The sequence below is a fragment of the Mesorhizobium sp. M0968 genome, assembly GCF_040319065.1.
In the GTDB taxonomy this organism is placed as follows: Bacteria; Pseudomonadota; Alphaproteobacteria; order Rhizobiales; family Rhizobiaceae; genus Mesorhizobium.
Genome location: NZ_JAMYNL010000012.1, coordinates 49791 through 74704 on the forward strand (window position 1 = coordinate 49791; position 24914 = coordinate 74704).

A 24914-nucleotide genomic window follows, 5' to 3' on the forward strand; every position below is an offset into this window, starting at 1 on the left:
GACCGGTATCGGCGGATCGACGGCCGGGCGTCTTTGTTTTTGCGCAATTCCGGACGGAAAACCGTTTCACACTTTTCCTGGAATTGCTCTACGTCAGCGGCGTCCAGCTGCCGTCGGCATTGCGGCAGGCGGTTCCGCGCGCGGTGGCGCCGGCGGTGCCGGTAAACACCGTATGGGTGTATTGCCGGCAGTCCTGCGAGCCGACGCGATAGGGCTGGGCGGCGACCACTTCGCCGCGATGGGCCGAACTGTCGCTCTTCCAAGCCACTTTCTGGCCGCTCGCCGTGTATTCAAGCGCCTTGTATTCCGCCTCGAGCGCGCTGCGCTTCTCGGTCTCGCTCAGGCCGGCGCCGATAGAGCCGCCGACGAGGCCGCCGCCCATGGCGGAGATGATCGTCGTCGCCACCTTGGCGCCGCTGGGGGGCGTCAAGGCCGGCGTCACCGTAACGGCCGGGCCCTTGCCGAGCGTCGTGCAGCCGGAGACGGCGAGCAGGGCGGAAACGAGCGCGACGCGAATCTTCATGCCAATACCGGCTTTCTTGAGCTGGACCGCCGCGCTGTCAGCAGCTGGCGCGGCCATAATGTCGATGTTTGTCGGAAATTTGGCCGCAGCCAGCCACCTGGAAAAGCAATCTGGAAAAGCATTACTGAAGGCTCCGCAATCGAACCATCGCCTTCAATCCACCCATGATGGATCGTTCCAGCGCCAGAGAGCCTCCATACTCGTTGACAAGGTCGGCGACAATGGCAAGTCCGAGCCCGCTGCCCGGTTTTGTCTCGTCGAGCCGCCGGCCGCGCTGCAACACCTCGCGCGCCTTGTCGTCGGGAATGCCGGGGCCGTCATCCTCGATGCTGATCTCGAACAGGTTGGCTGCGCCTTCCGTGCCAGCGCCACCTTTGCTGGAGATTGGCTTGACCGAAACGGCGACCGCGCTCCTTGCCCATTTCATCGCATTGTCGAGCAGATTGCCGAGCAGCTCCTCCAGGTCCTCGCGTTCGCCGGCAAAGACGATGTCGGTGGCCGGCAGCGACAGCGACAGCGCCGTCTGCGGGTTGAGCTTTTGCAGCACCCGAACCATGCGCTGGACCAGCGGCGCCACCGGCGTACGGTAGACGACGCTGTCGCGCTGCGCGGCGACGCGAGCACGTTGCAGATAATGGTCCACTTGCTTTTGCATGGAAGCGGCCTGCTCGGCGATCAGCTGGCCCTTGGCGCCACCCAGCGCCCGTCCCTCGTTGAGCAGCACGGCAAGCGGCGTCTTCAGCGAGTGCGCGAGGTTGCCGACCTGCGTGCGCGACCGCTCGACGATACGCCTGTTGTTCTCGATCAGCGCATTGGTCTCGTTGGCGAGCGGCTCGATCTCGGCCGGGAAACGGCCATCTAGGCGCTGCGCGGTTCCTTCGCGCACCATGGCAAGCGCATTCCTGACCCGGCGCAGCGGCTGCAGGCCGAGCAGGATGGCAATCGCATTGATGGCGATCATGCCGACGCCGAACAGCGACAGATAGGTCAAAAGGCGCCGCTGGAAGGTGGCGATTTCCTGCTCGAGCTCGGTCTGGTTGCCCATGACGCGGAAGCGCGCGGCGCGGTTTTTCGCATCGAGCACGAACTCGCTCTCGAACACCTCCAACTGCTCGCCTTCGATGCCGTCCGCTGAATAGCTGCGCTGGAAGCTGGCATTGAAGGGCACCTCGGCAACGCTTGGCGACGGGATCGCCTTGGTCATCGACGACGAATGGAGATCGCCGTGCACGCCTTCCGAGGCAGGCTCGACCGACCAGTACCAGCCGGAATTCGGTTCCGAGAACCTCAAATCACCAAGGTCGGGGGCGCCGGTCAATTGGCCGCTTTCAGAAACGCCGACCGAGCCGATCAGGTTGAACAGATGCGCCGAAAGCAGGCTGTCGAAACCGCGCTCGCTGGCCTGGCGATAGAGCGTGGTGATCAAGGTGAAGATGACGACCAGAGTGAGGATCGCCCAGACCGTGGAAAAGGCGATGACGCGAAACGCCACCGAACGCGGCCATGACCGCAGCGACGGCGTGTTCGAGACGGCGGGTTTTGTAGGCAGCGGTTCCGCGTTACGCCTCCGGCTTACGCATGCGGTAGCCCATGCCGCGAACAGTTTCGATCATGTCGATGCCCATCTTCTTGCGAAGCCGTCCGACAAAGACCTCGATCGTGTTGGAATCGCGGTCGAAATCCTGGTCGTAGAGATGCTCGACCAGCTCGGTCCGGGACACCACCTCGCCCATGTGGTGCATCAAATAGGCAAGCAAGCGAAATTCGTGCGAGGTCAGCTTCAGCGGCACGCCGTCGACGTCGGCCTTGGAGGCCTTGGTGTCGAGGCGGAGCGGCCCGCAGGTCAGTTCGGACGAAGCGTGCCCGGCAGCACGCCGGATCAAGGCCCGCACCCTGGCCAGGATTTCCTCGATGTGGAAGGGTTTGGTGACGTAGTCGTCGGCGCCGGCGTCGATGCCGGCAACCTTGTCGCTCCAGCGGTCGCGTGCCGTCAGGATCAGCACCGGCATCTTGCGGCCGCCGCGCCGCCATCGCTCGACCACGCTGATGCCGTCCATCTGCGGCAGGCCGATGTCGAGCACCACGGCATCGTAGGGCTCGGTGTCGCCGAGAAAGTGCCCTTCCTCGCCGTCGAAAGCGCGGTCGACGACATAGCCGGCATCGACCAGCGCGTCGCCGATCTGCCGGTTGAGATCCTTGTCATCTTCGACGACGAGTACGCGCATGCGGAAGGCCTGTTGAAGCTGTTCAGATATAGGCCGATTCCGGCAGTCTGGGAAACGGCACGGTTCAGTTCAGCGGAACGACGATCTCCGAGCGACGCGGACGCTGCCCTTCCTTGCCCGGAACCAGCACGACGATGACGCAGACGGGCTGGCCGCCGCGTGTCGACTGCGAGGCCTTGGCCAAGGTGCCGCCATTCTGCTCGGCCACCTGCTGGCCGATCGCATAGCAGTCGGAGGCGGCGAGGACGACCGGTTGGGGCTGCTCGGGCACGACAACGGGGATCGCCATCGCCTGCGACGCAAGCAGACCGGCGGCTGACAGCGCCAGTGCCGCGGTCCGGAAGTGGGAGCGAAGGGTTTTCATGGTCAGCGTTCTAACGCGCCGGTGCTGAACGTGATATGAACGGTGAACGCTCGAATGCATGCCCGCCACACCCCTGAAGCGCGAGATTACCGGATTGCCATTTCGCCGCCCATCCCGCGAAATTGCCAAGTTTAACCTAGCCCTCCGATCCTTCGCCGACAACCGGGCATCGTTTGGCAGTGAAAGGCAATCGCTTCAGGTTTGCCCCGACTTCGATAATCGATCCGGCAACCGAAGGCAGATTCAGGCGAACCGACCGGAAATAAAAACCCGCCTCTGCGGCGGGTCGCTGGCGCCATCAGCACCATAGGCGAATTAGTAACATAGCTGCCGGCACAAAGCAAGAACAAAATTGCCGGATTGTAAAAAATGCCCGGTGGTCAGCCCTCGTCCTTGATCACGGCGCGGAAGCGCAGCAGCCCGTGATGGGCCGAAAGGTCCTCGTCGTAGCGGGCTTCGGCGAATTCGAGCTTGAGGTAGGCGCGGCGATGTTCGCCGAGCGAGAGAGCCGTATCGCGCAGGCGGGTGCTAACAAGGTCCATGATGTCATTGGTTTCCTTGCTGGCCTCTGATTTCGACCAGACATGCAACGTCAGCAACTGTTCTGCGTCGTTCTCCATTCCCGTTGCCCAATCGTAGACGCTGGTGCGGCCGAAGGTCATGTGGGGGAACGCAACATTTTCCGGCGCACGGTCGAACAATCGTGCGTCGCCCAGTGCCGCCGATAAATCGGGATCGTCATTCACTGCCTCGAATATGGCCTTCTGCAATTCGACGGCCGGCGCGGTCATCGTCTTTCCCTTCGTCCGTCGCGTCGACCTCCCGGCTGCGTAGCTGCGTTGCATGAAGGCATCCCGCCAAAGCGCGAATCAGCGCGTCTCATGCGGATTATGAACCTTCATGATCTCGGCAATAAGCCCTGCTCCTGGAATGCGCGACGCCCCGGCCGTCCGCGCCACGGACCCTTGAGGGTGATGCCAACCTGCGCGAAGTCATTTGGCATGCAGGAGTTCGAAAAAAGGATGCTATGACGATGTCTGGTTTCCAGACATTCGAGGTCGTTTTTCGTGCGCGAGCCGTCGCTGCTGCCTGTCTTCGGAAAGCTTGGGGCCAAGGCGCCGCCGGTCGCGATTGCGGCGTCGACCATGTCGATGACCGTCAAGAGTCTGGTCAACCACACTCGGGAGGTGCTCTCGGCGTACGGTAGCCTGGCCCTGAAGCTGTCCGTCGTTTTGTGGACGGTGCTTGTCGTGGCGGCAGTATTCTTCATCGCCCAGGCCTGATCGAGCGACATTCATTGATTGGGCGGAAACGAAAGGACCCAAGATGGCAAAGCGCTACGCGCTCCGTATGGAACATCCTCACAGCTGGACCGTCTTCGACGTCTTCACCGGCCAGCCGGTCGAGCTCAAGCAGCAACTCACGGCCAGTTTGAACACGCGCGATGCGGACGCGATGGTCGACCGGCTGAACGGTCGCGACGTCAAGCGGCGAGCGAAGGCGGACCGGAAGCCCTGACAAAGCGTCTTGTGGACGGATCGCGACGGACTAGCGAAAATCGGCCGCAGTCAGCACATATATGCTCCTGCGGGTGCGGGCATAGGCATTCCTGGCGACATCGTGGATCGAGTTGGAAGCCGTGTCGAAGGCTGCCAGGTAGGTAGCTTCTGAGGCCGCCGTTCCCGGCTGCATCTTGGAGATGGCATCGGTTGCGACAGAGAAGGAAATCTGGAACATCCCGTCATGGCCGACGAAGCGGATGCGTTTGCTTGCCTCGTCGTAGCTGCGGCTGGGATTGGGAAATGTCAGGCTCATGATTTCGCCTCCGTCGATGCAGATACGGCCTTCTTGACTGCCCGTGACGCCCGCTTCTTCTTTGGTGCGACCGGATTCAGAGCTTCCGCCGCGCGGTCCGCCTCTTCCTTGGCCAGTCGCAATTCCCTCAGCCTTGCCGTTTTGATGCTCCTCGCCTTGGCTTCCGAGAGATATTCGGCAGTTGCTTTGTTCCGCTCCGCCGTCTTCTTTTGATTTTCCATGAAGCGGGCCTGAGCTTTTTCCATGATGTTCTGATTGCCTTCGGCCATCGGTAAAATCTCCCTTGCAGCGAAAGTCGTGAATGTGAATTCACCATAAAATAGGTGTTCAAAGATAGAAATTCAATTTCATTAATATTCGGCAAGGCCCGAACACCAGGGGATAACCAGGCAAGATAATACGTTCAATATTTAATGTGCCCTATGAATATTTTTTGGCGCTCCTATCAATCGAGTGCCAGGGCGCCTATAGAGAGGGGCGGCCGCCTAAGCTGGCCCCAGAAAGAGTCCCCATGAAATTCCGGCCACTCCACGATCGCGTCGTCATTCGGCGCGCCGAAAGCGACACCAAATCCAAGGGCGGCATCATCATCCCCGACAATGCCAAAGAAAAACCGCAGGAAGGCGAAGTGATCGCTGTCGGGCCGGGCGCGCGGGACGAAAGCGGCGCGCTGATCCCGCTCGACGTCAAGGCCGGCGACCTCATTCTGTTCGGCAAATGGTCCGGCACCGAGGTCAAGATAGACGGCGAGGACCTTCTGATCATGAAGGAGGCCGATATCATGGGCATCATCGAAAAAAGCGAGACGGGCATCATCGACAAGACCGTGGCTGCCAAGAAGGCCGCCTGATTGGAAGGCCGCGCGCCCTCCCGCGCGCGCGCAAAGGACGCTCCGAGCTTTGATTCAGGCGCTGCAAGCGCCTTGCCACGACAACCGAACTGGAAAAGATCATGTCTGCCAAGGAAATCAAATTCTCCACCGACGCGCGTGACCGCATGCTGCGCGGCGTCGAAATCCTCAACAACGCCGTCAAGGTGACGCTCGGCCCCAAAGGCCGCAACGTCATTATCGACAAGGCCTACGGCGCGCCGCGCGTCACCAAGGACGGGGTGGCCGTGGCAAAGGAAATCGAGCTTTCCGACAAGTTCGAAAACATGGGCGCGCAGATGGTGCGCGAAGTGGCCTCGAAGACCAACGACCTTGCCGGCGACGGCACCACCACCGCCACGGTGCTTGCCGCTTCCATCCTGCGCGAGGGCGCCAAATTCGTTGCCGCCGGCATGAACCCGATGGACCTCAAGCGCGGCATCGATCTTGCCGTCAGCGCCGTCGTCAAGGAAATCCAGGCGCGCGCCAAGAAGGTCAAGTCCTCAGCAGAGATCGCGCAGGTCGGCACCATTGCCGCCAATGGCGACACCAGCGTCGGCGCCATGATCGCCAAGGCGATGGACAAGGTCGGCAATGACGGCGTCATCACCGTCGAGGAGGCCAAGACCGCCGAAACGGAGCTCGACGTCGTCGAAGGCATGCAGTTCGACCGCGGCTATCTCTCGCCCTATTTCGTCACCAATGCCGAGAAGATGCGTGCCGAGCTGGAAGACCCTTACGTCCTCATCCACGAAAAGAAGCTCGGCAATCTGCAGGCACTGCTGCCCATCCTCGAAGCCGTGGTGCAAAGCGGCAGGCCGCTGCTGATCATCTGCGAGGACGTCGAGGGCGAAGCGCTGGCAACGCTGGTCGTCAACAAGCTGCGCGGCGGCCTCAAGGTAGCGGCCGTCAAGGCGCCTGGCTTCGGTGACCGCCGCAAGGCGATGCTGGAAGACATCGCCGTGCTCACCGCCGGACAGATGATTTCCGAGGATCTCGGCATCAAGCTGGAGAACATCACCATAGACATGCTCGGCCGCGCCAAGCGCGTGCTGATCGAGAAGGACACCACCACGATCATCGACGGCGCCGGCGAGAAGACTACCATCCAGGCGCGCGTCCAGCAGATCAAGGGGCAGATCGAGGAAACCACGTCCGACTATGACAAGGAGAAGCTGCAGGAACGTCTCGCCAAGCTGGCGGGCGGCGTTGCCGTCATCCGCGTCGGCGGCGCCACCGAATCCGAGGTCAAGGAAAGGAAGGACCGCATCGACGATGCGCTGAACGCCACGCGCGCGGCCGTCGAAGAAGGCATCGTTCCCGGCGGCGGCGTCGCGTTGCTGCGCGCCAAGGCTGTGCTGAAGGGGCTGACCGGAGCCAATGCCGATGTGACGGCAGGCATCTCGATCGTGCTCAGGGCCCTTGAAGCGCCAATCCGGCAGATCGCCGAGAATTCCGGCGTCGAAGGTTCGATAGTCGTCGGCAAGCTCGCCGAGGGCAAGGATCACAATCAGGGCTTCGATGCCCAGAACGAGGTCTATGTCGACATGATCAAGGCCGGCATCGTCGACCCGGCGAAGGTGGTACGGACGGCGCTGCAGGACGCGGGCTCCATTGCGGCGCTTCTGATCACGGCGGAAGCCATGATCACCGACGTTCCGGCGAAGGAAGCCGCTGCTTCGCCCGGCGGCATCGGCTATTGACCAGCCACTGCCGGAAACAAGCCTGAAAGACAGCCGCCGGGGTATCTTCCCCGGCGCGCACCATCGGCAAGAAGATCGATCAATGATCGCATTCGTCCCGAAGCCAAAGGCAGCGGCGAAAATCGAAGTGGCCGAGGAAAGCCGCTTCGATCGCATTCGCAGGCTTGCCGACAAGCACAGGAAAGCCAACGCCGGCATGATAGGCCGCGACCCGAAAAAGATCGCGGACAAGCGTCCCATGTGACGACTGCCAATCCTCGGCACCTCGCGCAAGCGCGGAACCTTCATCGCCCTTGTAGGCAGCGCCAAAATGGACGAATAGTCATAGCGGCGCGCCGCCGTGAAATTGCCGGCATGCGGTTTCTCAGTTGGCGGCATCGCCGCAGCCGGATCCTGGAATGGCCAGTCCTTTGGAACCACGCAAGAGAAGAGGTCCGATCGCCGCAAGGCTGCTGGCGGTGGATGCGTGGATTGATTCCTCGGTCTACGAAATCGGCTTCAGGGCGCGCCAGTTCTGGGAAGCGGCGACCATCTTCTCGCGGCGTTTCCGTGTCGACGGCTGGCGCCGCGGCCTGATCGAACTGTTGAGTGAAGGCTTTACGCTCGGTGCCGGCGGCATCGTCGTCCTTTTGGCGCTGGCCTTGCCGGCCTTCCAGATAACCGCCGGCGACTGGCGCACGCAAGGCGACCTCGCCGTCACCTTCCTCGACCGCTACGGCAACGAGATCGGCCAGCGCGGCATCATCCAGCGCGATTCGGTGCCGGTCGACGAGATGCCCGACCATGTCATCAAGGCGGTGCTGGCGACCGAAGACCGCCGTTTCTTCGACCATTACGGCATCGATGTGCTCGGCCTGTCGCGCGCCATATTCGAGAATGTGCGGGCAAATTCCGTCGTCCAGGGCGGCTCGAGCATCACCCAGCAGCTGGCCAAGAACCTGTTCCTGACCAATGAGCGGACATTCGAGCGCAAGATCAAGGAAGCCTTCCTGTCGCTGTGGCTCGAAGCCAATCTGTCGAAGAAGGAAATCCTGCAGCTTTACCTCGACCGCGCCTATATGGGCGGCGGCACCTTCGGCATCGAGGCGGCAGCCGATTTCTATTTCGGCAAGAGCGTCAAGGACCTGAACCTTGCCGAGGCGGCGATGCTGGCCGGCCTGTTCAAGGCGCCGACCAAATATGCGCCGCACATAAACCTGCCCGCCGCCCGGGCGCGGGCCAATGTGGTGCTGTCCAACCTGGTCGATTCCGGCTTCATGACCGAAGGCCAGGTGCTGCAGGCAAGATTACACCCGGCCGAAATCGTCGACCGCGGCGAGCAGAAGAGCCCCGACTACTACCTCGACTGGGCCTTCGACGAGGTCAAGAAGATCGCCGCCAAAGGCGGCCCGCACTCGCTTGTCGCCCACACCACCTTCGACGCCAACATCCAGAAGGCGGCCGAAGAATCGATGGAGTTCCACCTCCGCCAGTTCGGCCAGGAATACAACGTCACCGAGGGCGCCATCGTCGTCATCGAGACCAATGGCGCGGTCAGGGCGATCGTCGGCGGCCGCGACTACGGCGCCAGCCAGTTCAACCGCGCCACCAAAGCGCTTCGCCAGACCGGCTCCTCGTTCAAGCCCTATGTCTATGCGACGGCGATGGAGCATGGCTTCACGCCGGATTCGGTGGTTTCCGGCGGACCCATCTCCTGGGGCAGCTGGTCGCCCCACAATTACAATGGCGGGTCGGCCGGCAACGTCACGCTGATCACGGCGATGGCCAAATCGATCAACACGGTGCCGGTGCGGCTGGCCAAGGATTATCTCGGCATCAAGCCGATCAAGGCCATGGCCGAGGCGATGGGCGTCGAGTCGCCGCTGGAATCGCACAAGACCATGGTGCTCGGCACGTCGGGCATGACCGTGATGGACCAGGCGACGGGTTACAGCGTATTTGCCCAGAACGGCCTTGCCGGAACCCGGCACGGCGTCAGCCAACTCTTCACCCGTACCGGCGAGGTGGTCTACGACTTCGCCAAGGATGCGCCGCCGCCGCATCGGGTGCTGTCGGAGCAGGCGCTCAAATACATGAACACCATGCTGGCGGCGGTGCCGGTGATCGGCACTGCCCGGCGCGCGGCCCTTCCAAACATCGTCGTCGCCGGCAAGACCGGCACGACCCAGTCCTACCGCGATGCCTGGTTTGTCGGCTTTACCGGCAACTACACGGCCGCCGTCTGGCTCGGCAATGACGACTTCACCGCGACCAACAAGATGACCGGCGGCACGCTGCCGGCCATGGTGTGGCAGCGGCTGATGGTCTATGCGCACCAGAATATCGACCTCAGACCGATTCCCGGCCTCGATCACCCCTTCGTCGATGCCGAAATTGCCGCCAAGGCCGAGGAAGCGGAAAAGAAGAACGCCGAACAGGCAGCTGCCGATGCCGCCGCCGAGCGTCCGCCGGTGCTGTCCAGCCGGACCACCCAGACCCTGAAGGAACTGACCAGGCTGTTCCAGGCGGCACCCGTGCTCGACGCGCCCGCTGCACCGGAAACCCTCTCGGCGCTGTGACGCCCAATTGCGCGGGGCCGCTTGCCACAAGGCCCTGCGCCGCGATATCCCCGAGCGGCAATCTTTCAGTCCCGGCCTTCGGTTCCCTGCCTCCTCATGCTCAAGAACGCCTTCCTGACACTGCTTTCGCTTGCCATCGCCGTCGTCGGCGGTGGCGGCAGCGTCTGGTATGCACTGAAGCTGCAGGATGGCGTCGGCGCCATCAGGATCGGCCAATGGACCGCCTTCCCCGATATCGGCACGCCGACGGCAGATCCCTATTCGAAGGCCCGCGTGGCTCGCGAAGGCGTGCTGGCGCTCGGACAGGCGGAAGGACTGTCCTTCATAGCCGAGCGCGATTCCGGCGGCGAACAGCTCCAGCGGCAATGTGCCTACAAGATCGCGGGCGGCTTTCCCACCGCCCGGTTCTGGACGCTTTATGCCGCCGACCAGTCGCTTGGCGTGGTCGAGACCGGCAAGCCGAGGCCGGCTGCGCTGCAGTCCTATCAAGTGCTGCGCCAGGCCGACAATTCGGTGGTCATTTCCGTCGGCAGCCGCCCAGCGCCCGGCAACTGGCTGCTGACCAGCGGCGCCGGCAAGATGTACTTGGTGCTTACGTTCTACGACACGCCGATCGCCAGCAGCACCGGTCTCTCGGACGTCACGCTGCCACAAATCCAGAAGGTCGGCTGCAATGCGTAGCCTGCTGCATGCCGTGCTGCTCGGCCTGCTCGGCGCCGGCATCGTGCACATCATCGTGCTGCTGCTCGTCCCCGAGTTCTCCGAACGCGACGCCTGGTCGCGATTGGCCATGGCTTCGGATCTCTACAAGATGACCAGGCTCGACGCGGAAGCCGGCGGCGCGCCGGTGGTGAAATCGGTCGATCCGCTATTTTATGCGGCGGCATGCCGTTTCGATCTTGCCGAGGGGATGGTGCGGGTCAAGGCGCCGGGCAAGGTGCCGTTCTGGTCGATATCGGTCTATGACCGCGGCGGCCACAACATCTACTCGTTCAACGACCACAGCGCGACCGCAGGCATGCTCGACACCGTTGTGCTGACGCCGGCCCAGATGATCGAGGTCCGCAAGGATCTTCCCGAGGAACTGCAAGGGGCCATCTTCGTCGAGGCGCCGATAGAGGAAGGCGTATTCGTCATCCGTTCGTTCGTGCCCGACGACAGCTGGAAGCCGATCGTCTCGCGGTTTCTCGAACAGAGTTCCTGCGAACTGCAGGATTTTTAAGCCGGTTCCGATGCTCAGTGATGCGGTACCGGCAATGTTCCCGAAGGTCCCGGCTTGTCGGGGCCGGCCGGCCGCGTTTCGCCGGTCAGCGGCCGCTGTTCGTAGCGCACCCCGGGAAAGATGATCACTGCCGCCGGCGCGGTTTGTTGTGCTCGATTGGTTGCCGCCGTTCGCGGCACGAAAGACAGTACCATGCCCATGGTTCGCGTATTCCTCTCGGTTGCCCCGGAGCACAACGCAACGCCTCCATAGTCGATTAAGAAGGCAGTAGGTTAACGGAGCGCTAACGGATCGCCGCTAAATTGATCTTTGTTCTTGGGAAACGCGAAACCGGTACAGCCCGGCAGAGCGCTGTCCAGATCGTGTCGAGTGTCGGGCGTATCCTTCGTGTCAGCTTCGGATTTCAGGCAAATCGCAGCAGGAGCTGAATCGGGAAAGGCCGAAAGGCTGTTTCGCGCCGCGGTATCGGCGTTCTGCTCGCTCACCCGGCCTTCGCGCCGGGAAATCGCGCAGCTCGAAGACCTGACGCTGCCGCTGTTCGAGAATGTCTCGGTCGAATCGCGCCGCTACGTCGCGGCAGCCCTTTCCGAATGCGAATATGCACCCGCCGCGCTGGTGCGGCGGCTTTGCCAGGAGCGGGTCGACATCGCCGCTCCGCTGCTCATCCGCTCGCGCGCCCTCAGCGACGTCGACCTGATCGCGCTGATCGGACGTCACGGCCTGCCGCATGCCCGTGCCATTGCCCGCCGCAAGGATCTCAATCAGACGATCGCGGATCTCATCAAAGTGCTCGAAAGGCCGACGCTGGTGCGGTCGCAGCAGCAGCCGGAAACAACCGCCAAAGCCGCGTCCGAAAACGCCGAAGTGGTTGCGGGCGAGGTCAACAGGCAAGAGGCTTCCGATGCCGCTGAAACTGTACGCCGCCGGTTGCGATCCATGATGCGCGCCGAGAGCGGCGCCTCCATCAGTCCGTTCGTCGAGCCACAAACCTATGTCAAGCTGCGCGAGACCGCGCTGACCGGCAATGCGGCATTCTTCCAGACAGCGCTCGCCGATGCGCTCGAAGTCGATTTTTCAACGGCGCGGACGCTCACCGCAAGCCACAATTACACATCGCTGCTGGCCGCCTTGCGCGCGCTCGACCTCAGCGAAGACAAGGCGTTCCTGATCACGGCCGCCATCTATCCGACCGAGTTTCCGCACCCGCAGGCGATCCGCATCTTCCTCGACCGCTACCGCCTGCTGCACCGCGACGCGGCGTTGGACAGGCTCCGCGGCTGGAAGGCCGAGACCGTGTCGAAAATCGTTCGCAAGCCTGGGCGCGTCGCCGCAAATGCCGACCTGCGCAAGCCGAACAGCGCCGATATGACCGCCACCCCAAAGGCGCGTCGCGTCTGAAGGGCTTGCCGTTAAGACGCCTTGACCGAGATAAGCTCCTCGACGCGAATGGCGCCCGCCTCGATCTCGACCACCCAGATATCCGGATCGAATCTCTTCTCGCGCTCCAGCCGCGCGTCGAAGATGGCGGCATCGTCGCCTTCGCCAAGCAGGCTGAAAAAACGGTCGTCCGGCCTGGCTGAATCGTAACTCGTCTGCGGCGCCGGCCCGAACAGCGCCATCTCCCCTTGCCTGCCCCGCGCCAGCACGAAAACCGCGCCGGCTTCCGTCGCGCCGCGCTTGACCACGGCGGCAAAGCCGCCGGCGCTGAAAACCCGGCGCAACAGCGCCGACACCCACAGATCGGTGGTTACCCGCATGGAGAAGTCCTGGACATGCGGCGGTCCTTACAGCATTGGCCGGAAGACCGTAACCGTCTTTGCGAGGCGATCGGCGAGCGGCCGTTTCGACCCTTAGTTGGTCAGGCCGATCTCGCGCATCTTGACGTAGACGATCTCGTCGGGCTCGCCGGTCTCCGGCAAGCCGAACAGCGCCTGGAATTCCTTGATCGCGGCCTTGGTGCGCGCGCCGACGACGCCATCCAATCGCATGTCGTCATTGCCGAACGCCTTCAGTCCGGCCTGGATCTTGACGATGCGGGGATCAGGTGTTTGCGCCACCGCATTTGCCGGTGCGGACGCTGGAATGGCGGTTGGAACAGCGGCCGTTTCGACCGGCCGCGGCACGGGATGCGGCACCACGGCTGCGGTCGTCGGCGTGGCACCCAGTTGATCCAGCAAAACGCTGTCGATCTCGCCGGAGGCATTTAATCCGACCTTCTGCTGATAGGCCTGGATGGCCTTGCGCGTATTCGGTCCGGGAATCCCGTCGACGGTGCCGGAATAGAAATCGAGATCCTTCAATATGCCCTGGACCTGCTCGACGACCGGGTCGCTCTTCATCGGCGCAGCGGCCGGACGCACGATATTGATGGTGGTTTCGGGCTCGTCGCTGTCCGCCCGGGGAAAGCGCTCGATACTCCTCGTGGCGAAAAACGCGCCGGCATGCGGAAAAGGCTGGTACCAAAGCGCGTTCGCCGAGACGTAGAACAGCGTCACCAGGAACGCGGTGGAGCCGCCGACCACAACAGGATTGCGCGAGATCAGGCTGCCCAGCGCCATCGCTCCGTGCCCGAAGGCATTGCCGCGGCGTTTGACCGCCCTAGGCTGTTTTGCGGAGCGACCCATTGCTCTCCCCTTTGCCACCGTCCGCCTTGGCTTTGACTGCGGACATCGGCACCACGCCGGCCTTCTCCGCCGAGCGGCCCGTCGGGCCGTTCACGGGAAGGCTGATCGTCACCGTGGTGCCCTCGCCAGGCATGCTTTCGATCGACATGGTGCCCTCGTGCAGCGCCACCAGCCCCTTCACCAGCGAAAGCCCGAGGCCTGTGCCTTCGAAACGGCGGGTATAGTCGTTCTGGATCTGCATGAACGGCTTGCCGAGATTGGCGAAATCTTCCTCGGCGATGCCGATGCCGGTGTCCCGGACCCAGAAATGCAGCCGCGAGCCGATGCGCTTGGCGCCGATGACGACATTGCCGCCTTCGGGCGTGAACTTGATCGCGTTGGAGACGAGATTGATCAGGATCTGCTGCACGGCGCGACGGTCGGCATTTATTTCGCCTGCGTCCGGCGCGATCTGGGCCTGCAGATCGATAGCCTTTGCCTCGGCTTGCAGGCGCATCATCGATTGGCACATCTCGACCGCTTCGCGGAAGCGGAACGGTTCCGGTTCGGTCGCGTAAGCGCCCGATTCGATCCGCGATACGTCGAGTATCGAGGTGACGACGGCAAGCAGGTGCTGGCCCGAATCCCTGACCAAGCCGACATATTCCTTCTGGCGAGGATCCTTGAAGCTGCCGAACATCTCGTGCAGCAACATGTCGGAAAAACCGATGATGGCATTGAGCGGGGTGCGCAACTCATGGCTGACGACGGCAAGGAAGCGTCCTTTCGCCACCTCGGCGGAGGCAGCCGCCTCATTGGCAGCGGCAAGCTCCTGGCGCAGTCCGGCCAGTTCGTCGTTCTCGCGCAGAAGAAGCGTGAAGACAGTCTCCTGCCCCGGCGCGCGCATCATCTCGAGCGAGAACGCCCGGTAATTGTCGGCCGTCACGCCGCTGCTCTGCGGCAGCCGGACGCGAAGGTCGAGCCGGTGCGACAGGGCGCCATCGCGCATATCGGCCAGCGCACTGAGATACGGGACGCGGTCGGACAGATGGATGCGATCGAAAAGTCCGGTGCCGAAAAGCAGCTCCGGCGGCAGCCTCAGCATAGTGCGTGCCTTAGCCGAGACGTCCAGAACCTCACCATGCGCAGCGATTCGCAGCACGACGGCGTCGATCAGGTCTTCGAGCCGGTGGCTGCCGGCCGGATCGAGCTGTGCGTTGGCGGCGCCGCGAAGCGGAGCGATACGCGGAATGAGCGTGAGTGCCCAGGCCAGTGGTACCAGCCAGTGCCATGCGGCGATTTCGGTCTGGTGGGCGAGCAAGACTGAACCGGCTAAAGGCTGCAGCAAGACTGCGACAAAGGCCGATATGGCGCCCCAGACCACGGCACGGCGCGATTGGCCGATCCACCACGCTTCAAACGGCAGCGCCACTGCGAGCAAGGCAACCGGCGAGGCCACACCGCCGGCGGCAGCGATAAGGGCACCGAGGGCAACGCTGCCGACGACCAAGGCGAGTTGGCCGGCCAGGGTCATCTTGCCCGAGGCAGCCACCAGCAGGGCGGCGAACCAGCAAAGGCCGAACGCCGCAAAGATCGCAGCCACAGTCACGGCCGCGCCCATTCCCGACGTGACCAGCGTCACCGCTGCACCCGCGCTGAAGAAAGGCGCCGCCAGCATGACGCCAATGAACCGGCTGTGGCGGCGACGATCGCTCTGGCCGAGTACGGACGGATGAACCATCCGTTCGCAACCGGCGGCTATCGCGCCCGGCAACTCGGCGTATCTGGCCTTGATCGCACTCAACTCAACGCACCCGGTCGTGAAAGGCCCTGCTTTGCAGGCGGCTTTTGTCGATCCGAAACTCGCATCCAGCGTTTAAGGAATGGATAAGGCTGGGCTGATCGTCCCCCGGCTGGCTGCAAATATCGGGATACCGGCGGGGAAAAACCGGGGCAATTGTCGCCATAGTAAACGGAGCGTTATCCACACCGCCCGCGCCTGCACCTGCGACCAATGGCATCAACTTGTCGCCGATTAAGAAAATGATCATGAAAAACAATAGGTTGGATAGTTATTATTTGCTGAATAAAATCTGAACCGTTCGAGGCAAATGAACTTCAAAACGCTTCGTTTCGAATCTGCCTAAAATTTGAGGAAAACTGTTGCTTTCGGGACAAGCCGTCCTTTGCGCGTCTGTGTCAGTATCGCGGTACAAGGGTCGTGCGGTTCGGAGGCATGACCGTCATAAAGGACAGACAGATGGGCTTTCTGATAAGAGCTGCTTTCTGGTTTTCGCTGGTGCTTCTGGCGCTGCCGCTGGGTGTCGGCGCCGATGATGCGGGCCGCGAAAGCGTCGGGCCGCTCCAGGCGCTGTTTGCGGCGCGCGAAGCCGTCGGCGATATCGCTGGCATCTGCGAGCGCAAGCCGGACGTGTGCGAGACCGGCAAATCGGCAATGCATACCATCACCGCCCGGGCAAAGGAGACCGCCAAGATCGCGGCTGCCATGCTGGACGACAAGGCCGCTGAACCCGATACAGTGACGACTACCGGCAGCGTGCCCGGGGAAATCGTCTTGCCGGCGAAAGTCGATCTGCCGGCGAAACTGCACTTGCCGGCGAAGAACTGAGACTGTTTCGGCCGAATTCATCGCCGGACCGCAAGGCTCCCCATGCCCGGCGCCTGCGGCGTTTCTCCTCTTTTTCCGTGACGTGGCAGCGCTGGATGACTATATCCGGGGGCATGACGACGACGATCCAGACCATCCGCGACGACTTTTCCCTGCTCGACGAGTGGGAAGACCGCTATCGCTATGTGATTGAACTGGGTGAAGCGCTGCCGCCGTTTCCCGATGAGCAACGCATACCGGCAAACAAGGTGCCCGGCTGCGTCAGCCAGGTCTGGTTGACCACCGAACAGGGCGGGGGTGCCGACCCCGTTATCACCTTCAAGGGCGATTCCGACGCCCATATCGTGCGCGGCCTGGTCGCCATCATGCTGGCGCTGTTTTCGGGACGGCCGGCCAGCGAAATCCAGAGGACCGACGCCGAGGCAACGCTAAAGGCGCTCGGACTTGACGAGCACCTGTCGCCGCAGCGCGCCAATGGTCTCCGCTCGATGGTCAAGCGCATCAAGCGTGACGCCGAGGCAGCGTTGAAGCAGACCGCCTGACCGCACGGCAGTTGCTGGCGGGCATGGCGGGTTCGACCTTGACCCCATAATACAAAACGGCGCCCGCAGGCGCCGTTTGAGTGTCAAACCGGAAGAGCCGGTTGTCAGCGTCCCTTGCGCTTGCGGCCGAGACCCATCTTCTTGGCGAGCTGCGAACGGGCGGCCGCATAATTGGGCGCAACCATTGGATAGCTCGGGTCCAGGTTCCACTTTTCGCGATACTGGTCGGGCGTCAGATCATAGTGGGTCATCAAGTGACGCTTGAGCGACTTGAACTTCTTGCCGTCTTCGAGACAGATGATGTAGTCGTCATGCACCGACCGCTTCGGATTTACCGCCGGCTTCTGCTTGTCGGCAGGCGGCTGCTCGGCGGCCCCGCCGACGCGCCCGAGAGCGGCATGGACATCGGCGATGAGGTTCGGCAGTTCGCCGACCGGCACGGGATTGTTGCTGACATAGGCGGCCACCACATCGGCGGTGAGCTCGATCAGCGCGTCACTGTTTCTGGAAGGTGTTTCGGTAATATCCATGGCGTTCAGGTCCCAACGAGAATTGTTTCTGTCTACACCCTATTTTTGGCAGGCAGGGCATCGCGCGAACTTGTGCAGGAAAAAGCCTCCGCGATTCGCGTCGCGGCATCTTAATGAGCCTGAGCGCCAAGTAAGTCAATTCGCTTCTTGCGGTCTATTCAGCGATACAAGTCAAATATTCCTCATTCAGCTTCACTCTTTCGTGCAAAGTGTAACTTTGCCGTTTTTTCTGGTCAGACCAGCATCGACTGACGCGGCGGCAAGCAGCCATTACACAAACGGCAGCAGGTAAATAGAGCTCGATGCTTGACCCTGCCGGCGGCATTACAGCCTGGATGATCGGCGGTTCAGTAAAATCATAGGTTGCGCTGTGTTACTGTTGCTCGTGAGCCGTCGCCGGAGCGGTGCGCTGTATCATTGAAATGGGGTAGTGTATTTCCGTAGACCCAGCCATATCGGCCACTTGCCAAGCCGCGAAGGCAGTTGCATGAGATTGACCGGCACTGGCAGGGTCATCGCAGCGACCGCGAGAACCGCGGCAGTCCGAGAAGAAATATTCGTTATCCGCTCCTCCAGCCCGTCCTCTCGAGCCACCACGACAATAGATCATAGCCCTTGAACCCGCGCTGCTCGGCGTGTTCATTCGCCATTCAAGTAGCTTCCACAGCGAGACGCAATGACCAGAACCCCAGTGTTTCCGACCGCCACGCCGCCGCAGCCGGAGAGGCGGCCGATCTTCGACACGCATCACGGCATAACACGGACGGACGATTATGCCTGGCTGAGGGCCGCCAATTGGCAAGAGATGTTCAGGGATCCGTCCCTGCTCGACGGCCAAATCCGCGCCCACCTCGAAGCCGAGAATGCTTACCAGGCGGCGCTGATGGCCGATACGGTCCAACTGCAGAAGCAGCTTTTCGCGGAAATGAAGGGACGCATCAAGGAAGACGATTCTTCCGTGCCGATGAAGGACGGACCTTACGCCTACGGCTCCTCCTTCAAGCTTGGCGGCCAGCAGCCGCGTTATTTCCGCACGGCGCGTGACGGCGGCGACAAGCAGATATTGCTCGACGGCGATGCCGAGGCCGAGGGCAAGCCCTATTTCCGCCTGGGCGGCGTCGATCATTCGCACGACCACAGCAAGCTGCTCTGGGCCTTCGACGACAAGGGTTCCGAATTCTACACGCTGCGCGTCCGCGATCTGGCCGGCGGCAACGATCTGGCGGACAGGGTCCCGGACACCGGCGGCGGCGGTGTGTGGGATGCCGGCAATGACGGTTTTTTCTACACCCGCCTCGACCCCAACCACCGTCCTTCCAAAGTGCTGTTCCATGCGCTTGGCGACGGTCCTGAAAACGACCGGCTGATCTACGAGGAAACCGATCCGGGCTTTTTCATGGATGTCGGCGGCACGCGCTCCAACGAGTGGATCATGATCGGCATCAACGACCATGAGACCTCGGAATACCGTATCATGAGCGCCAACGATCCGTTCGCAGAGCCGAAGCTGGTTGCGGCGCGCCAGACCGGCCTGCAGTACGAACTCGAGGAAGGCGGCGACATCTTCTTCATCCTCACCAATGCCGACGGCGCCAAGGACTTCAAGATCATGACGGCGCCGGCCCATGATCCGGTGCGCGCCAATTGGCAGGAACTGGTGCCGCACGAAGCGGGCCGGCTGATCCTTTCGGTGATCGGCTTCAAGGACCACATGGTCCGGCTCGAGCGCAAGGAAGGCCTACCGCGCATCGTCGTGCGCGACCGCAAGAGCGGCGAGGAGCACCTGACCTCCTTCGACGAGGAAGCCTTCTCGCTCGGCCTGTCCGGCTCCTACGAATACGATACCGAGATCATGCGCTTTTCCTATTCGTCGATGACGACCCCGGCGCAGGTCTTCGATTACAACATGCGCACCCGCGAGCGGGTGCTGCTCAAGACCCAGCAAGTGCCGTCCGGCCACGACCCGGAGCACTACGTCACGCGCCGGCTGATGGCGCCTGCCGCCGACGGCGAACTGGTGCCGATCTCGCTCCTCCATCACCGCGACACACCGCTCGACGGGTCCGCCCCTTGCCTGCTTTACGGCTACGGCTCCTACGGCATCACCGTGCCGGCCGCGTTCAACACCAATCTGTTTTCGCTGGTCGACCGCGGCTTTGTCTACGCGATAGCCCATGTTCGCGGCGGCAAGGACAAGGGCTATGGCTGGTACGACGACGGCAAGCGGGTGAACAAGATGAACACGTTCACCGATTTTTTCGCTGCCGCCCACCACCTCGTCGCCGAACGCTATACGCAGCATGACCGCATCGTTGCGCAAGGCGGTTCGGCCGGCGGCATGCTGATGGCCGCGGTCGCCAACATGGCGCCGCAATGCTTCGGCGGAATCGTCGCCGAGGTTCCCTTCGTCGACGTGCTCTCCACCATGCTCGACGCCAGCTTGCCGCTGACGCCGCCGGAATGGCCGGAATGGGGCAATCCGATCGCGTCGGCGGAGGATTACCGGACCATCGCCGCCTACTCGCCCTACGACAATGTCGCCGCACTCGACTATCCGCCGATCCTGGCACTGGCCGGCCTGACCGACCCGCGCGTCACCTATTGGGAGCCGGCCAAATGGGTGGCGCGGCTGCGCGACCGCAAGACGGGTGAAAATCCGGTGCTGTTCAAGATCAACCTGGATTCAGGCCATGCCGGCGCCTCCGGCCGGTTTTCAAGACTGGAGGAAATCGCCTTCACCTACGCCTTCGCGCTCAAGGTGACAGGCAAGGCCGAGCTTGCGGCGTGAACATCGGCGGATGAGCGGTCATTGCCTTCCGTTCCGCGACGTGGCTTCATTGGCGGTGAGAGTTGCGGAGCCCACCAATGATCGATCTCGCCACGTTGATAGCTTATGTCGCGGTTGTGCTTGGCTTTGTCTTCATCCCGGGTCCGGCCACCCTTCTGACCGTGGCGCGGGCTACTAGTTCCGGAACCAGGGTTGGCATCGCGACCGGCGCGGGGATCGCGGCCGGCGACGTGGTTCACACCTTCATGGCGATCGTCGGCATTTCGGCGATCATTGCCACGTCGGCGGCGCTTTTCAGCATCGTGAAGTACATCGGCGCAGCCTACCTCATTTATCTCGGCATTCGCGCGATCATCGAGAAAACGCCGGCCTATCCGGCCGCCGGCGCACTCGCGATCCCCGCTGCCAAAGCATTTCGGCAGGCTGTTTTGACCGAGGTTCTCAATCCCAAGACCGCACTTTTCTTCCTCGCATTTCTTCCGCAGTTCGTGCGGCCTGAAAACGGATCGGTGATGCTTCAACTGGCGATATTGGGCGTCATCTTTGTTCTGTTGGGCCTCGTCAGCACGGTGGTTTTCGCCGTGGGTGCGGGCGGCCTCGGTGCATTCCTGCGCCGAAACCCGACGGTGCTGAGATGGCAAGGCAAGGCTGTCGGCGGTATCTATTGCGCCTTAGGCATCCGGCTGGCGCTGCAACAGCGCTAGGGTCTCGACAGGCGACGAGCCGTACGAGGCTTCGGATAATGGGCAGGCACAGCTGATTTTCCGCTCGCAATTGCAAAGGCCGCGCGCTACCCAGTGCGCGGCCTTTTCACAGCCGCGCCAACACACAATCACCCAAGGATCTGCCATGTTGCTCGTCGATGTCTATCTCGACAAATCGCCCATCCAGGGCATCGGCGTCTTTGCCAAGAACCACATTGCCCGCGGCACGCTGGTCTGGAAGCTCGACCCGAAATACGACCGGCGCATCGAGGTAGCGGCCTACGAGCGGGAAACCGGGCCGGTCAGAACCTATCTCGACCGCTACGCCTATCCGGACCGGCGCGACCCGAACTACATCGTCTTCGAAGCCGACGATGCGCGCTACATGAACCATGCCGACAGCCCGAATTGCGACGTCTCGCAGCCGGAGGAGACCTATGCCTTGCGCGACATTGCGCCCGGCGAGGAAATGACCTGCGACTACAATCACTTCTTCGAAACCGGCTTCGACTTTCTCGGCGACCGCTGACGCAACGGCCGTCAGCTCGACGGCTTCTTGCGCGCCGGATAGCCGTTGGGGTGCGGCGGCACGGCTTTCAGGTAGGCGGCGATCGCCGAGCGGTCCTCCAGGGTCAGCACGGCCATGTTCCGCTGCACGTCGACCATTGCGCCGCCGACCGCATCGAAATCCGGCGTGAAGCCGGTTTCGAGATAGTTGGCGATGTCGGCCTCGGACCAGTCCGCGATGCCGCCCTCGCCCGACGTGATGTTCGGCACGATGCCGCTGCCTTCGGCCGCGGCCGCACCTGCCAGCCATTGGCTCTTCCTGGTGCCGCCGGCAAGATCCCGCGGCGTGTGGCATTCGCCGCAATGGCCGGGGCCTTCGACCAGATAGCGGCCTGTCACCACCGGATCCGGTGTGCCGTCGGGAAAGGAAACGACCGGCTGGTCACTCAAATAGAGCAGCTTCCACAAGCCAAGACCGCGTCGGACATTGAAGGGAAATGCCAGCGAATTGGCGGGCGCCTTGCTGGCGACCGCGGGTAACGTCTTCAGGAATGCATAGAGATCGGCAATGTCGGCCGGCTTCATGCGCGCGTAGGAAGTATAGGGAAATGCCGGATAGAGATGCTCGCCCGACGGCGACACGCCCTTCAGCATGGCGTTGGCAAGATCCTCGACCGACCAGGCGCCGATGCCGTCCCTGGTATCCTGCGATATGTTCGGCGGCACGAAGGTGCCGAATGGCGTCTTGAGTTCAAGGCCGCCCGCCAACTGAAGACGGGCGTCGCCTTGCGAGCCAGGCTTGGCATGACAGGATGTGCAGCCGCCGGCGTAGAAGATGCGCTTGCCCCTGGCGGCGTCGCCAGGACCAAGCTCAGCCAGCGTTGCGGCATCGAGCCTGACCGGAGCCGACAAGAACCAGCCGGCAATCGCGGCCGCGCCGCCCAGAACGAGGGCGGCGCCGACAAGTTTCTTCAGCAAGCGCATTGCCCGCTATCAGCCTTTTTTCACCCTGTAGTTTTGATGACAGTTGCCGCAGCCGCCGCCGATGGTGTTGAACTGCGCCTTCAACGCGTCGGCATCCGCAGGTGCTGCGGCGACCGCCGCCTTGACGTCGGCGAGGTACTTGCCTTCAGCCGTCTTGAAGCCGGCCATGTCCTGCCAGATTTTTGGGGACGCCGTGGTGTCGCCGGTGTCGCTGCCGGCCGGGAAAAGCGTGTCGACGCCGGCATGGAATTTCTCGGCATTGGCCTGCAGTGCCTGCAACGCCGTCAGCACCGAAGCTGCGTCGTAGGGCGTCTCGCCCTTGACCACTTTCGACAAGCCGGCGGCGATCTTGCCACGTTCCTTCATCAGGGCCTGCCGGTCGGCTACCGGGTCGGCAAATGCCGCCGAACCGGCGAAGGCGAGCATCGAGATGGCGAGGATAAGCTTTCTCATTCACTTGGCTCCATGTTGAAGGCAAATTCAGGATGCGGCCCCACCCCGATGACAAACGGCAAGGATGGCTTAAAAATTCCGACGCTTCGCCTCACGCTTGCGTGAAATTTTTGCAGCTGTCGTTCTGATGCTGAAAAAGAAAAGCCCCGGTTCTGCCGGGGCTTTCTGGAACGGATCAGGCCTTTTCGTAGAGCTCGAGCACATAGTCCCAATTGATGAGACTGTCGACGAAGGCTTCGAGATATTTCGGCCGGGCGTTGCGATAATCGATGTAATAGGAATGTTCCCAGACATCGACGCCGAGGATCGGCGTCGCGCCATGGACGAGCGGGTTCTCGCCATTCGGCGTCTTCGAGATCGCCAGCTTGCCGTCCTTGACCGAGACCCAGGCCCAGCCCGATCCGAACTGGGTGGTGCCGGCGGCGATGAAGTCGGCTTTGAACTTGTCGTAGCCACCAAGGTCGCTGTCGACCGCCTTTTGCAATGCGCCGGGCAGATTGTTGCCGCCGCCGCCCTTCTTCATCCATTTCCAGAAATGGATGTGATTGTAGTGCTGGGCGGCATTGTTGAAGAGGCCCGCATTCTTGCCGAAGGACTGTTTGACGGCCTCTTCGACCGACAAATCGCTCATGCCCGCCTCGGCGGCCAGCTTGTTGCCGTTGTCGACATAGGCCTTGTGGTGCTTGTCGTGATGATATTCCAGCGTTTCCTTGGACATATAAGGCTGCAAAGCCTCGTAATCATAGGGCAAGGCGGGCAATTCAAAAGCCATCGGTCGTACTCCCTCGTGGAAAAATCCGGTGTCGATACCGGACTAACATAGGACTGGATTGGTCTGGAACAACTCCGGAAACGAAGCGCCGGCCGCTTTTTAGCGGGTCAGCCGGGCGAAGTCGAATGCGCCCATTCCCAATAGAGTTCGCGCGCCTTCTTGGCCACCGGTCCGGGCTGCAGATTGCGATCCTCAATACGGGTGACCGGCACGACTTTCGAGTGGTTTCCGGTCGAGAAGATTTCGTCCGCCTCCAGGAAGTCGCGGATCGACAGCGTCTTTTCCGTCGTCGTGAAACCGTATTCGCCTAGCAGGGCCATGGTGCGCGCGCGGGTAATGCCGGACAGGAAGGTGCCGTTCGGCGCCGGCGTCAGGAGATGGCCGTCCTTGACCAGGAAAATATTCGAGGTGCCGGTCTCGGCGACATTGCCCAGCATGTCGAGCACGAGCGCATTGTCGAAGCCGCGCATCTTGGCTTCTAGGATGGCCCGGCCGTTGTTGGGATAAAGGCAGCCGGCCTTGGCGTTGGTCGGCATGGTTTCGATGGTCGGGCGCCGGAACGGCGACACCGTCACCGAAAACCCCGCCGGCGAGATCATCGGCGATTCGTAGAGGCAAAGGCAGAAACGAGTCGAGGCCGGGTCGGCCGGCACGCCCATATAGCCGCCATGCTCGGCCCAATACATCGGCCTGATGTAGACTGCCGTCTTGCCGTCGAACTTCTTCAGCCCGTCCCAGGTCAGCCCGACGATCTTGTCGGTGCTCATCGTCGGCTTCAGGCCGAGCGCGATCGCCGAGGCGTTTACCCTTGCTGCATGGCGATCGAGATCGGGGGCGACGCCCTCGAACCAGCGGGCGCCGTCGAACACGCTTGTACCAAGCCACATGGCGTGGCTGCGCGGCCCGAGAATGGCAACATTGCCCTCGTACCAGTCGCCGTCGACGAAGGTCCATGTCGCGGATTGCGCCGCAGTCGCCAGTGTCATTGCCAGGTTCCGTTCGATGCTTGTTGCGGCGCATTGGAAGATGCTTTGGCGGCCGCCGTCAACCGGCATGGCTGAGATTTCTTGAGGCCAGCGGAGCTGCCCAACTGCAATCAGCGCTTGCGCCTTGCCTTGCGTGGC

Annotated in this window: 30 protein-coding genes; 14 read left to right on the forward strand and 16 right to left on the reverse strand. The window is 62.3% G+C overall.

Annotated features, from left to right (window positions below):
* Positions 1-88: 88 nt before the first annotated feature.
* The 5 genes from NKH67_RS20650 to NKH67_RS20670 form a co-directional block, all read right to left on the reverse strand.
* Positions 89-523: an RT0821/Lpp0805 family surface protein gene (locus NKH67_RS20650; protein WP_352471010.1), complete on the reverse strand. Its 435-nt coding sequence runs from the start codon at positions 521-523 to the stop codon at positions 89-91.
* A 121-nt stretch (positions 524-644) separates the two neighbouring features.
* On the reverse strand, positions 645-2072 hold the full coding sequence (locus NKH67_RS20655; protein ID WP_352471109.1) for an ATP-binding protein: 1428 nt from the start codon (positions 2070-2072) through the stop codon (positions 645-647).
* 10 nt (positions 2073-2082) lie between these two features.
* Positions 2083-2748 (reverse strand): response regulator transcription factor, encoded by a 666-nt coding sequence (locus NKH67_RS20660; protein ID WP_023718390.1) that lies wholly within the window; start codon positions 2746-2748, stop codon positions 2083-2085.
* A 64-nt stretch (positions 2749-2812) separates the two neighbouring features.
* Complete coding sequence (locus NKH67_RS20665; protein WP_352471009.1) at positions 2813-3112, reverse strand: hypothetical protein; 300 nt, start codon at positions 3110-3112, stop codon at positions 2813-2815.
* Positions 3113-3492: 380 nt separating this feature from the next.
* Positions 3493-3903 carry a DUF3168 domain-containing protein gene (locus tag NKH67_RS20670; protein ID WP_352471008.1) on the reverse strand — a complete coding sequence of 137 codons (411 nt, stop codon included), beginning with the start codon at positions 3901-3903 and terminating at the stop codon, positions 3493-3495.
* Positions 3904-4179: 276 nt separating this feature from the next.
* Here NKH67_RS20670 and NKH67_RS20675 point away from each other — a divergent pair, with 276 nt between their 5' ends.
* Complete coding sequence (locus NKH67_RS20675) at positions 4180-4395, forward strand: hypothetical protein (protein WP_352471007.1); 216 nt, start codon at positions 4180-4182, stop codon at positions 4393-4395.
* Between the two features lie 43 nt (positions 4396-4438).
* A complete protein-coding gene (locus NKH67_RS20680; protein ID WP_352501784.1) occupies positions 4439-4630 on the forward strand; it encodes a hypothetical protein in 192 nt (63 codons plus the stop codon).
* Between the two features lie 30 nt (positions 4631-4660).
* Here the strand turns inward: NKH67_RS20680 and NKH67_RS20685 are convergent, their stop codons facing one another.
* Together NKH67_RS20685 and NKH67_RS20690 are read right to left on the reverse strand one after the other, a co-directional pair.
* Positions 4661-4927 carry a DUF1488 family protein gene (locus NKH67_RS20685; RefSeq protein ID WP_254819951.1) on the reverse strand — a complete coding sequence of 89 codons (267 nt, stop codon included), beginning with the start codon at positions 4925-4927 and terminating at the stop codon, positions 4661-4663.
* Positions 4924-5196, reverse strand: a complete 273-nt coding sequence (locus tag NKH67_RS20690) for a hypothetical protein (protein WP_352471005.1) — start codon at positions 5194-5196, stop codon at positions 4924-4926. Before NKH67_RS20690 ends, NKH67_RS20685 begins: the two co-directional genes overlap by 4 nt.
* Before the next feature lie 242 nt (positions 5197-5438).
* Between NKH67_RS20690 and NKH67_RS20695 the strand changes: the two genes are divergently transcribed.
* The 6 genes from NKH67_RS20695 (at position 5439) to NKH67_RS20720 (ending at position 11278) form a co-directional block, all read left to right on the forward strand.
* The gene (locus tag NKH67_RS20695) at positions 5439-5777 is read left to right on the forward strand and encodes a co-chaperone GroES (RefSeq protein ID WP_352471004.1); all 339 of its coding nucleotides are present in this window, start codon (positions 5439-5441) and stop codon (positions 5775-5777) included.
* A 101-nt stretch (positions 5778-5878) separates the two neighbouring features.
* Positions 5879-7498, forward strand: coding sequence for a chaperonin GroEL (gene groL / locus NKH67_RS20700; protein ID WP_352501783.1), 1620 nt, complete (start codon positions 5879-5881; stop codon positions 7496-7498).
* A gap of 82 nt (positions 7499-7580) precedes the next feature.
* The gene (locus tag NKH67_RS20705; protein ID WP_352501782.1) at positions 7581-7742 is read left to right on the forward strand and encodes a hypothetical protein; all 162 of its coding nucleotides are present in this window, start codon (positions 7581-7583) and stop codon (positions 7740-7742) included.
* Between the two features lie 154 nt (positions 7743-7896).
* Complete coding sequence (locus NKH67_RS20710; protein ID WP_352501781.1) at positions 7897-10056, forward strand: transglycosylase domain-containing protein; 2160 nt, start codon at positions 7897-7899, stop codon at positions 10054-10056.
* A 96-nt stretch (positions 10057-10152) separates the two neighbouring features.
* Positions 10153-10737 carry a DUF1214 domain-containing protein gene (locus tag NKH67_RS20715; protein ID WP_352471001.1) on the forward strand — a complete coding sequence of 195 codons (585 nt, stop codon included), beginning with the start codon at positions 10153-10155 and terminating at the stop codon, positions 10735-10737.
* Positions 10730-11278: a DUF1254 domain-containing protein gene (locus tag NKH67_RS20720; protein WP_352471000.1), complete on the forward strand. Its 549-nt coding sequence runs from the start codon at positions 10730-10732 to the stop codon at positions 11276-11278. The genes NKH67_RS20715 and NKH67_RS20720 overlap by 8 nt, the downstream gene beginning before the upstream one ends.
* 14 nt (positions 11279-11292) lie before the next feature.
* Here the strand turns inward: NKH67_RS20720 and NKH67_RS20725 are convergent, their stop codons facing one another.
* On the reverse strand, positions 11293-11478 hold the full coding sequence (locus NKH67_RS20725) for a hypothetical protein (protein ID WP_292658434.1): 186 nt from the start codon (positions 11476-11478) through the stop codon (positions 11293-11295).
* A 187-nt stretch (positions 11479-11665) separates the two neighbouring features.
* Here NKH67_RS20725 and NKH67_RS20730 point away from each other — a divergent pair, with 187 nt between their 5' ends.
* Positions 11666-12676, forward strand: coding sequence for a DUF2336 domain-containing protein (locus NKH67_RS20730; protein WP_352470999.1), 1011 nt, complete (start codon positions 11666-11668; stop codon positions 12674-12676).
* An 11-nt stretch (positions 12677-12687) separates the two neighbouring features.
* Here NKH67_RS20730 and NKH67_RS20735 read toward each other — a convergent pair whose 3' ends face one another.
* The 3 genes from NKH67_RS20735 to NKH67_RS20745 form a co-directional block, all read right to left on the reverse strand.
* Positions 12688-13035: a DUF1491 family protein gene (locus NKH67_RS20735; RefSeq protein ID WP_352501779.1), complete on the reverse strand. Its 348-nt coding sequence runs from the start codon at positions 13033-13035 to the stop codon at positions 12688-12690.
* A gap of 93 nt (positions 13036-13128) precedes the next feature.
* Entirely contained in the window at positions 13129-13902 is a 774-nt protein-coding gene (locus tag NKH67_RS20740; protein WP_352501778.1) for a peptidoglycan-binding domain-containing protein, read from the reverse strand.
* Positions 13877-15622, reverse strand: a complete 1746-nt coding sequence (locus NKH67_RS20745; RefSeq protein WP_352501907.1) for an ATP-binding protein — start codon at positions 15620-15622, stop codon at positions 13877-13879. The genes NKH67_RS20740 and NKH67_RS20745 overlap by 26 nt, the downstream gene beginning before the upstream one ends.
* A 519-nt stretch (positions 15623-16141) precedes the next feature.
* Here NKH67_RS20745 and NKH67_RS20750 point away from each other — a divergent pair.
* On the forward strand, positions 16142-16510 hold the full coding sequence (locus NKH67_RS20750) for a DUF5330 domain-containing protein (RefSeq protein ID WP_352470996.1): 369 nt from the start codon (positions 16142-16144) through the stop codon (positions 16508-16510).
* Between the two features lie 113 nt (positions 16511-16623).
* A complete protein-coding gene (locus NKH67_RS20755; RefSeq protein WP_352471107.1) occupies positions 16624-17052 on the forward strand; it encodes a SufE family protein in 429 nt (142 codons plus the stop codon).
* 104 nt (positions 17053-17156) lie between these two features.
* Here the strand turns inward: NKH67_RS20755 and NKH67_RS20760 are convergent, their stop codons facing one another.
* A complete protein-coding gene (locus NKH67_RS20760; protein ID WP_023677844.1) occupies positions 17157-17582 on the reverse strand; it encodes a Ros/MucR family transcriptional regulator in 426 nt (141 codons plus the stop codon).
* Between the two features lie 676 nt (positions 17583-18258).
* Here NKH67_RS20760 and NKH67_RS20765 point away from each other — a divergent pair.
* From NKH67_RS20765 to NKH67_RS20775, 3 genes are all read left to right on the forward strand, one after another.
* Positions 18259-20370 (forward strand): S9 family peptidase, encoded by a 2112-nt coding sequence (locus NKH67_RS20765; protein ID WP_352501777.1) that lies wholly within the window; start codon positions 18259-18261, stop codon positions 20368-20370.
* 77 nt (positions 20371-20447) lie between these two features.
* Entirely contained in the window at positions 20448-21074 is a 627-nt protein-coding gene (locus tag NKH67_RS20770; protein WP_352501776.1) for a LysE family translocator, read from the forward strand.
* A gap of 145 nt (positions 21075-21219) precedes the next feature.
* Entirely contained in the window at positions 21220-21603 is a 384-nt protein-coding gene (locus NKH67_RS20775; protein ID WP_352449057.1) for an SET domain-containing protein, read from the forward strand.
* 11 nt (positions 21604-21614) lie between these two features.
* Here NKH67_RS20775 and NKH67_RS20780 read toward each other — a convergent pair whose 3' ends face one another.
* The 4 genes from NKH67_RS20780 to NKH67_RS20795 all read right to left on the reverse strand — a co-directional run bounded on the left by NKH67_RS20780 (position 21615) and on the right by NKH67_RS20795 (position 24776).
* Positions 21615-22565 carry a cytochrome c gene (locus tag NKH67_RS20780; RefSeq protein ID WP_352501775.1) on the reverse strand — a complete coding sequence of 317 codons (951 nt, stop codon included), beginning with the start codon at positions 22563-22565 and terminating at the stop codon, positions 21615-21617.
* A 9-nt stretch (positions 22566-22574) separates the two neighbouring features.
* Positions 22575-23018 carry a c-type cytochrome gene (locus NKH67_RS20785; protein ID WP_352490827.1) on the reverse strand — a complete coding sequence of 148 codons (444 nt, stop codon included), beginning with the start codon at positions 23016-23018 and terminating at the stop codon, positions 22575-22577.
* Between the two features lie 175 nt (positions 23019-23193).
* Entirely contained in the window at positions 23194-23790 is a 597-nt protein-coding gene (locus tag NKH67_RS20790) for a superoxide dismutase (protein WP_352501774.1), read from the reverse strand.
* A 107-nt stretch (positions 23791-23897) separates the two neighbouring features.
* The gene (locus NKH67_RS20795) at positions 23898-24776 is read right to left on the reverse strand and encodes a branched-chain amino acid aminotransferase (RefSeq protein ID WP_352501773.1); all 879 of its coding nucleotides are present in this window, start codon (positions 24774-24776) and stop codon (positions 23898-23900) included.
* Positions 24777-24914 lie beyond the last annotated feature (138 nt).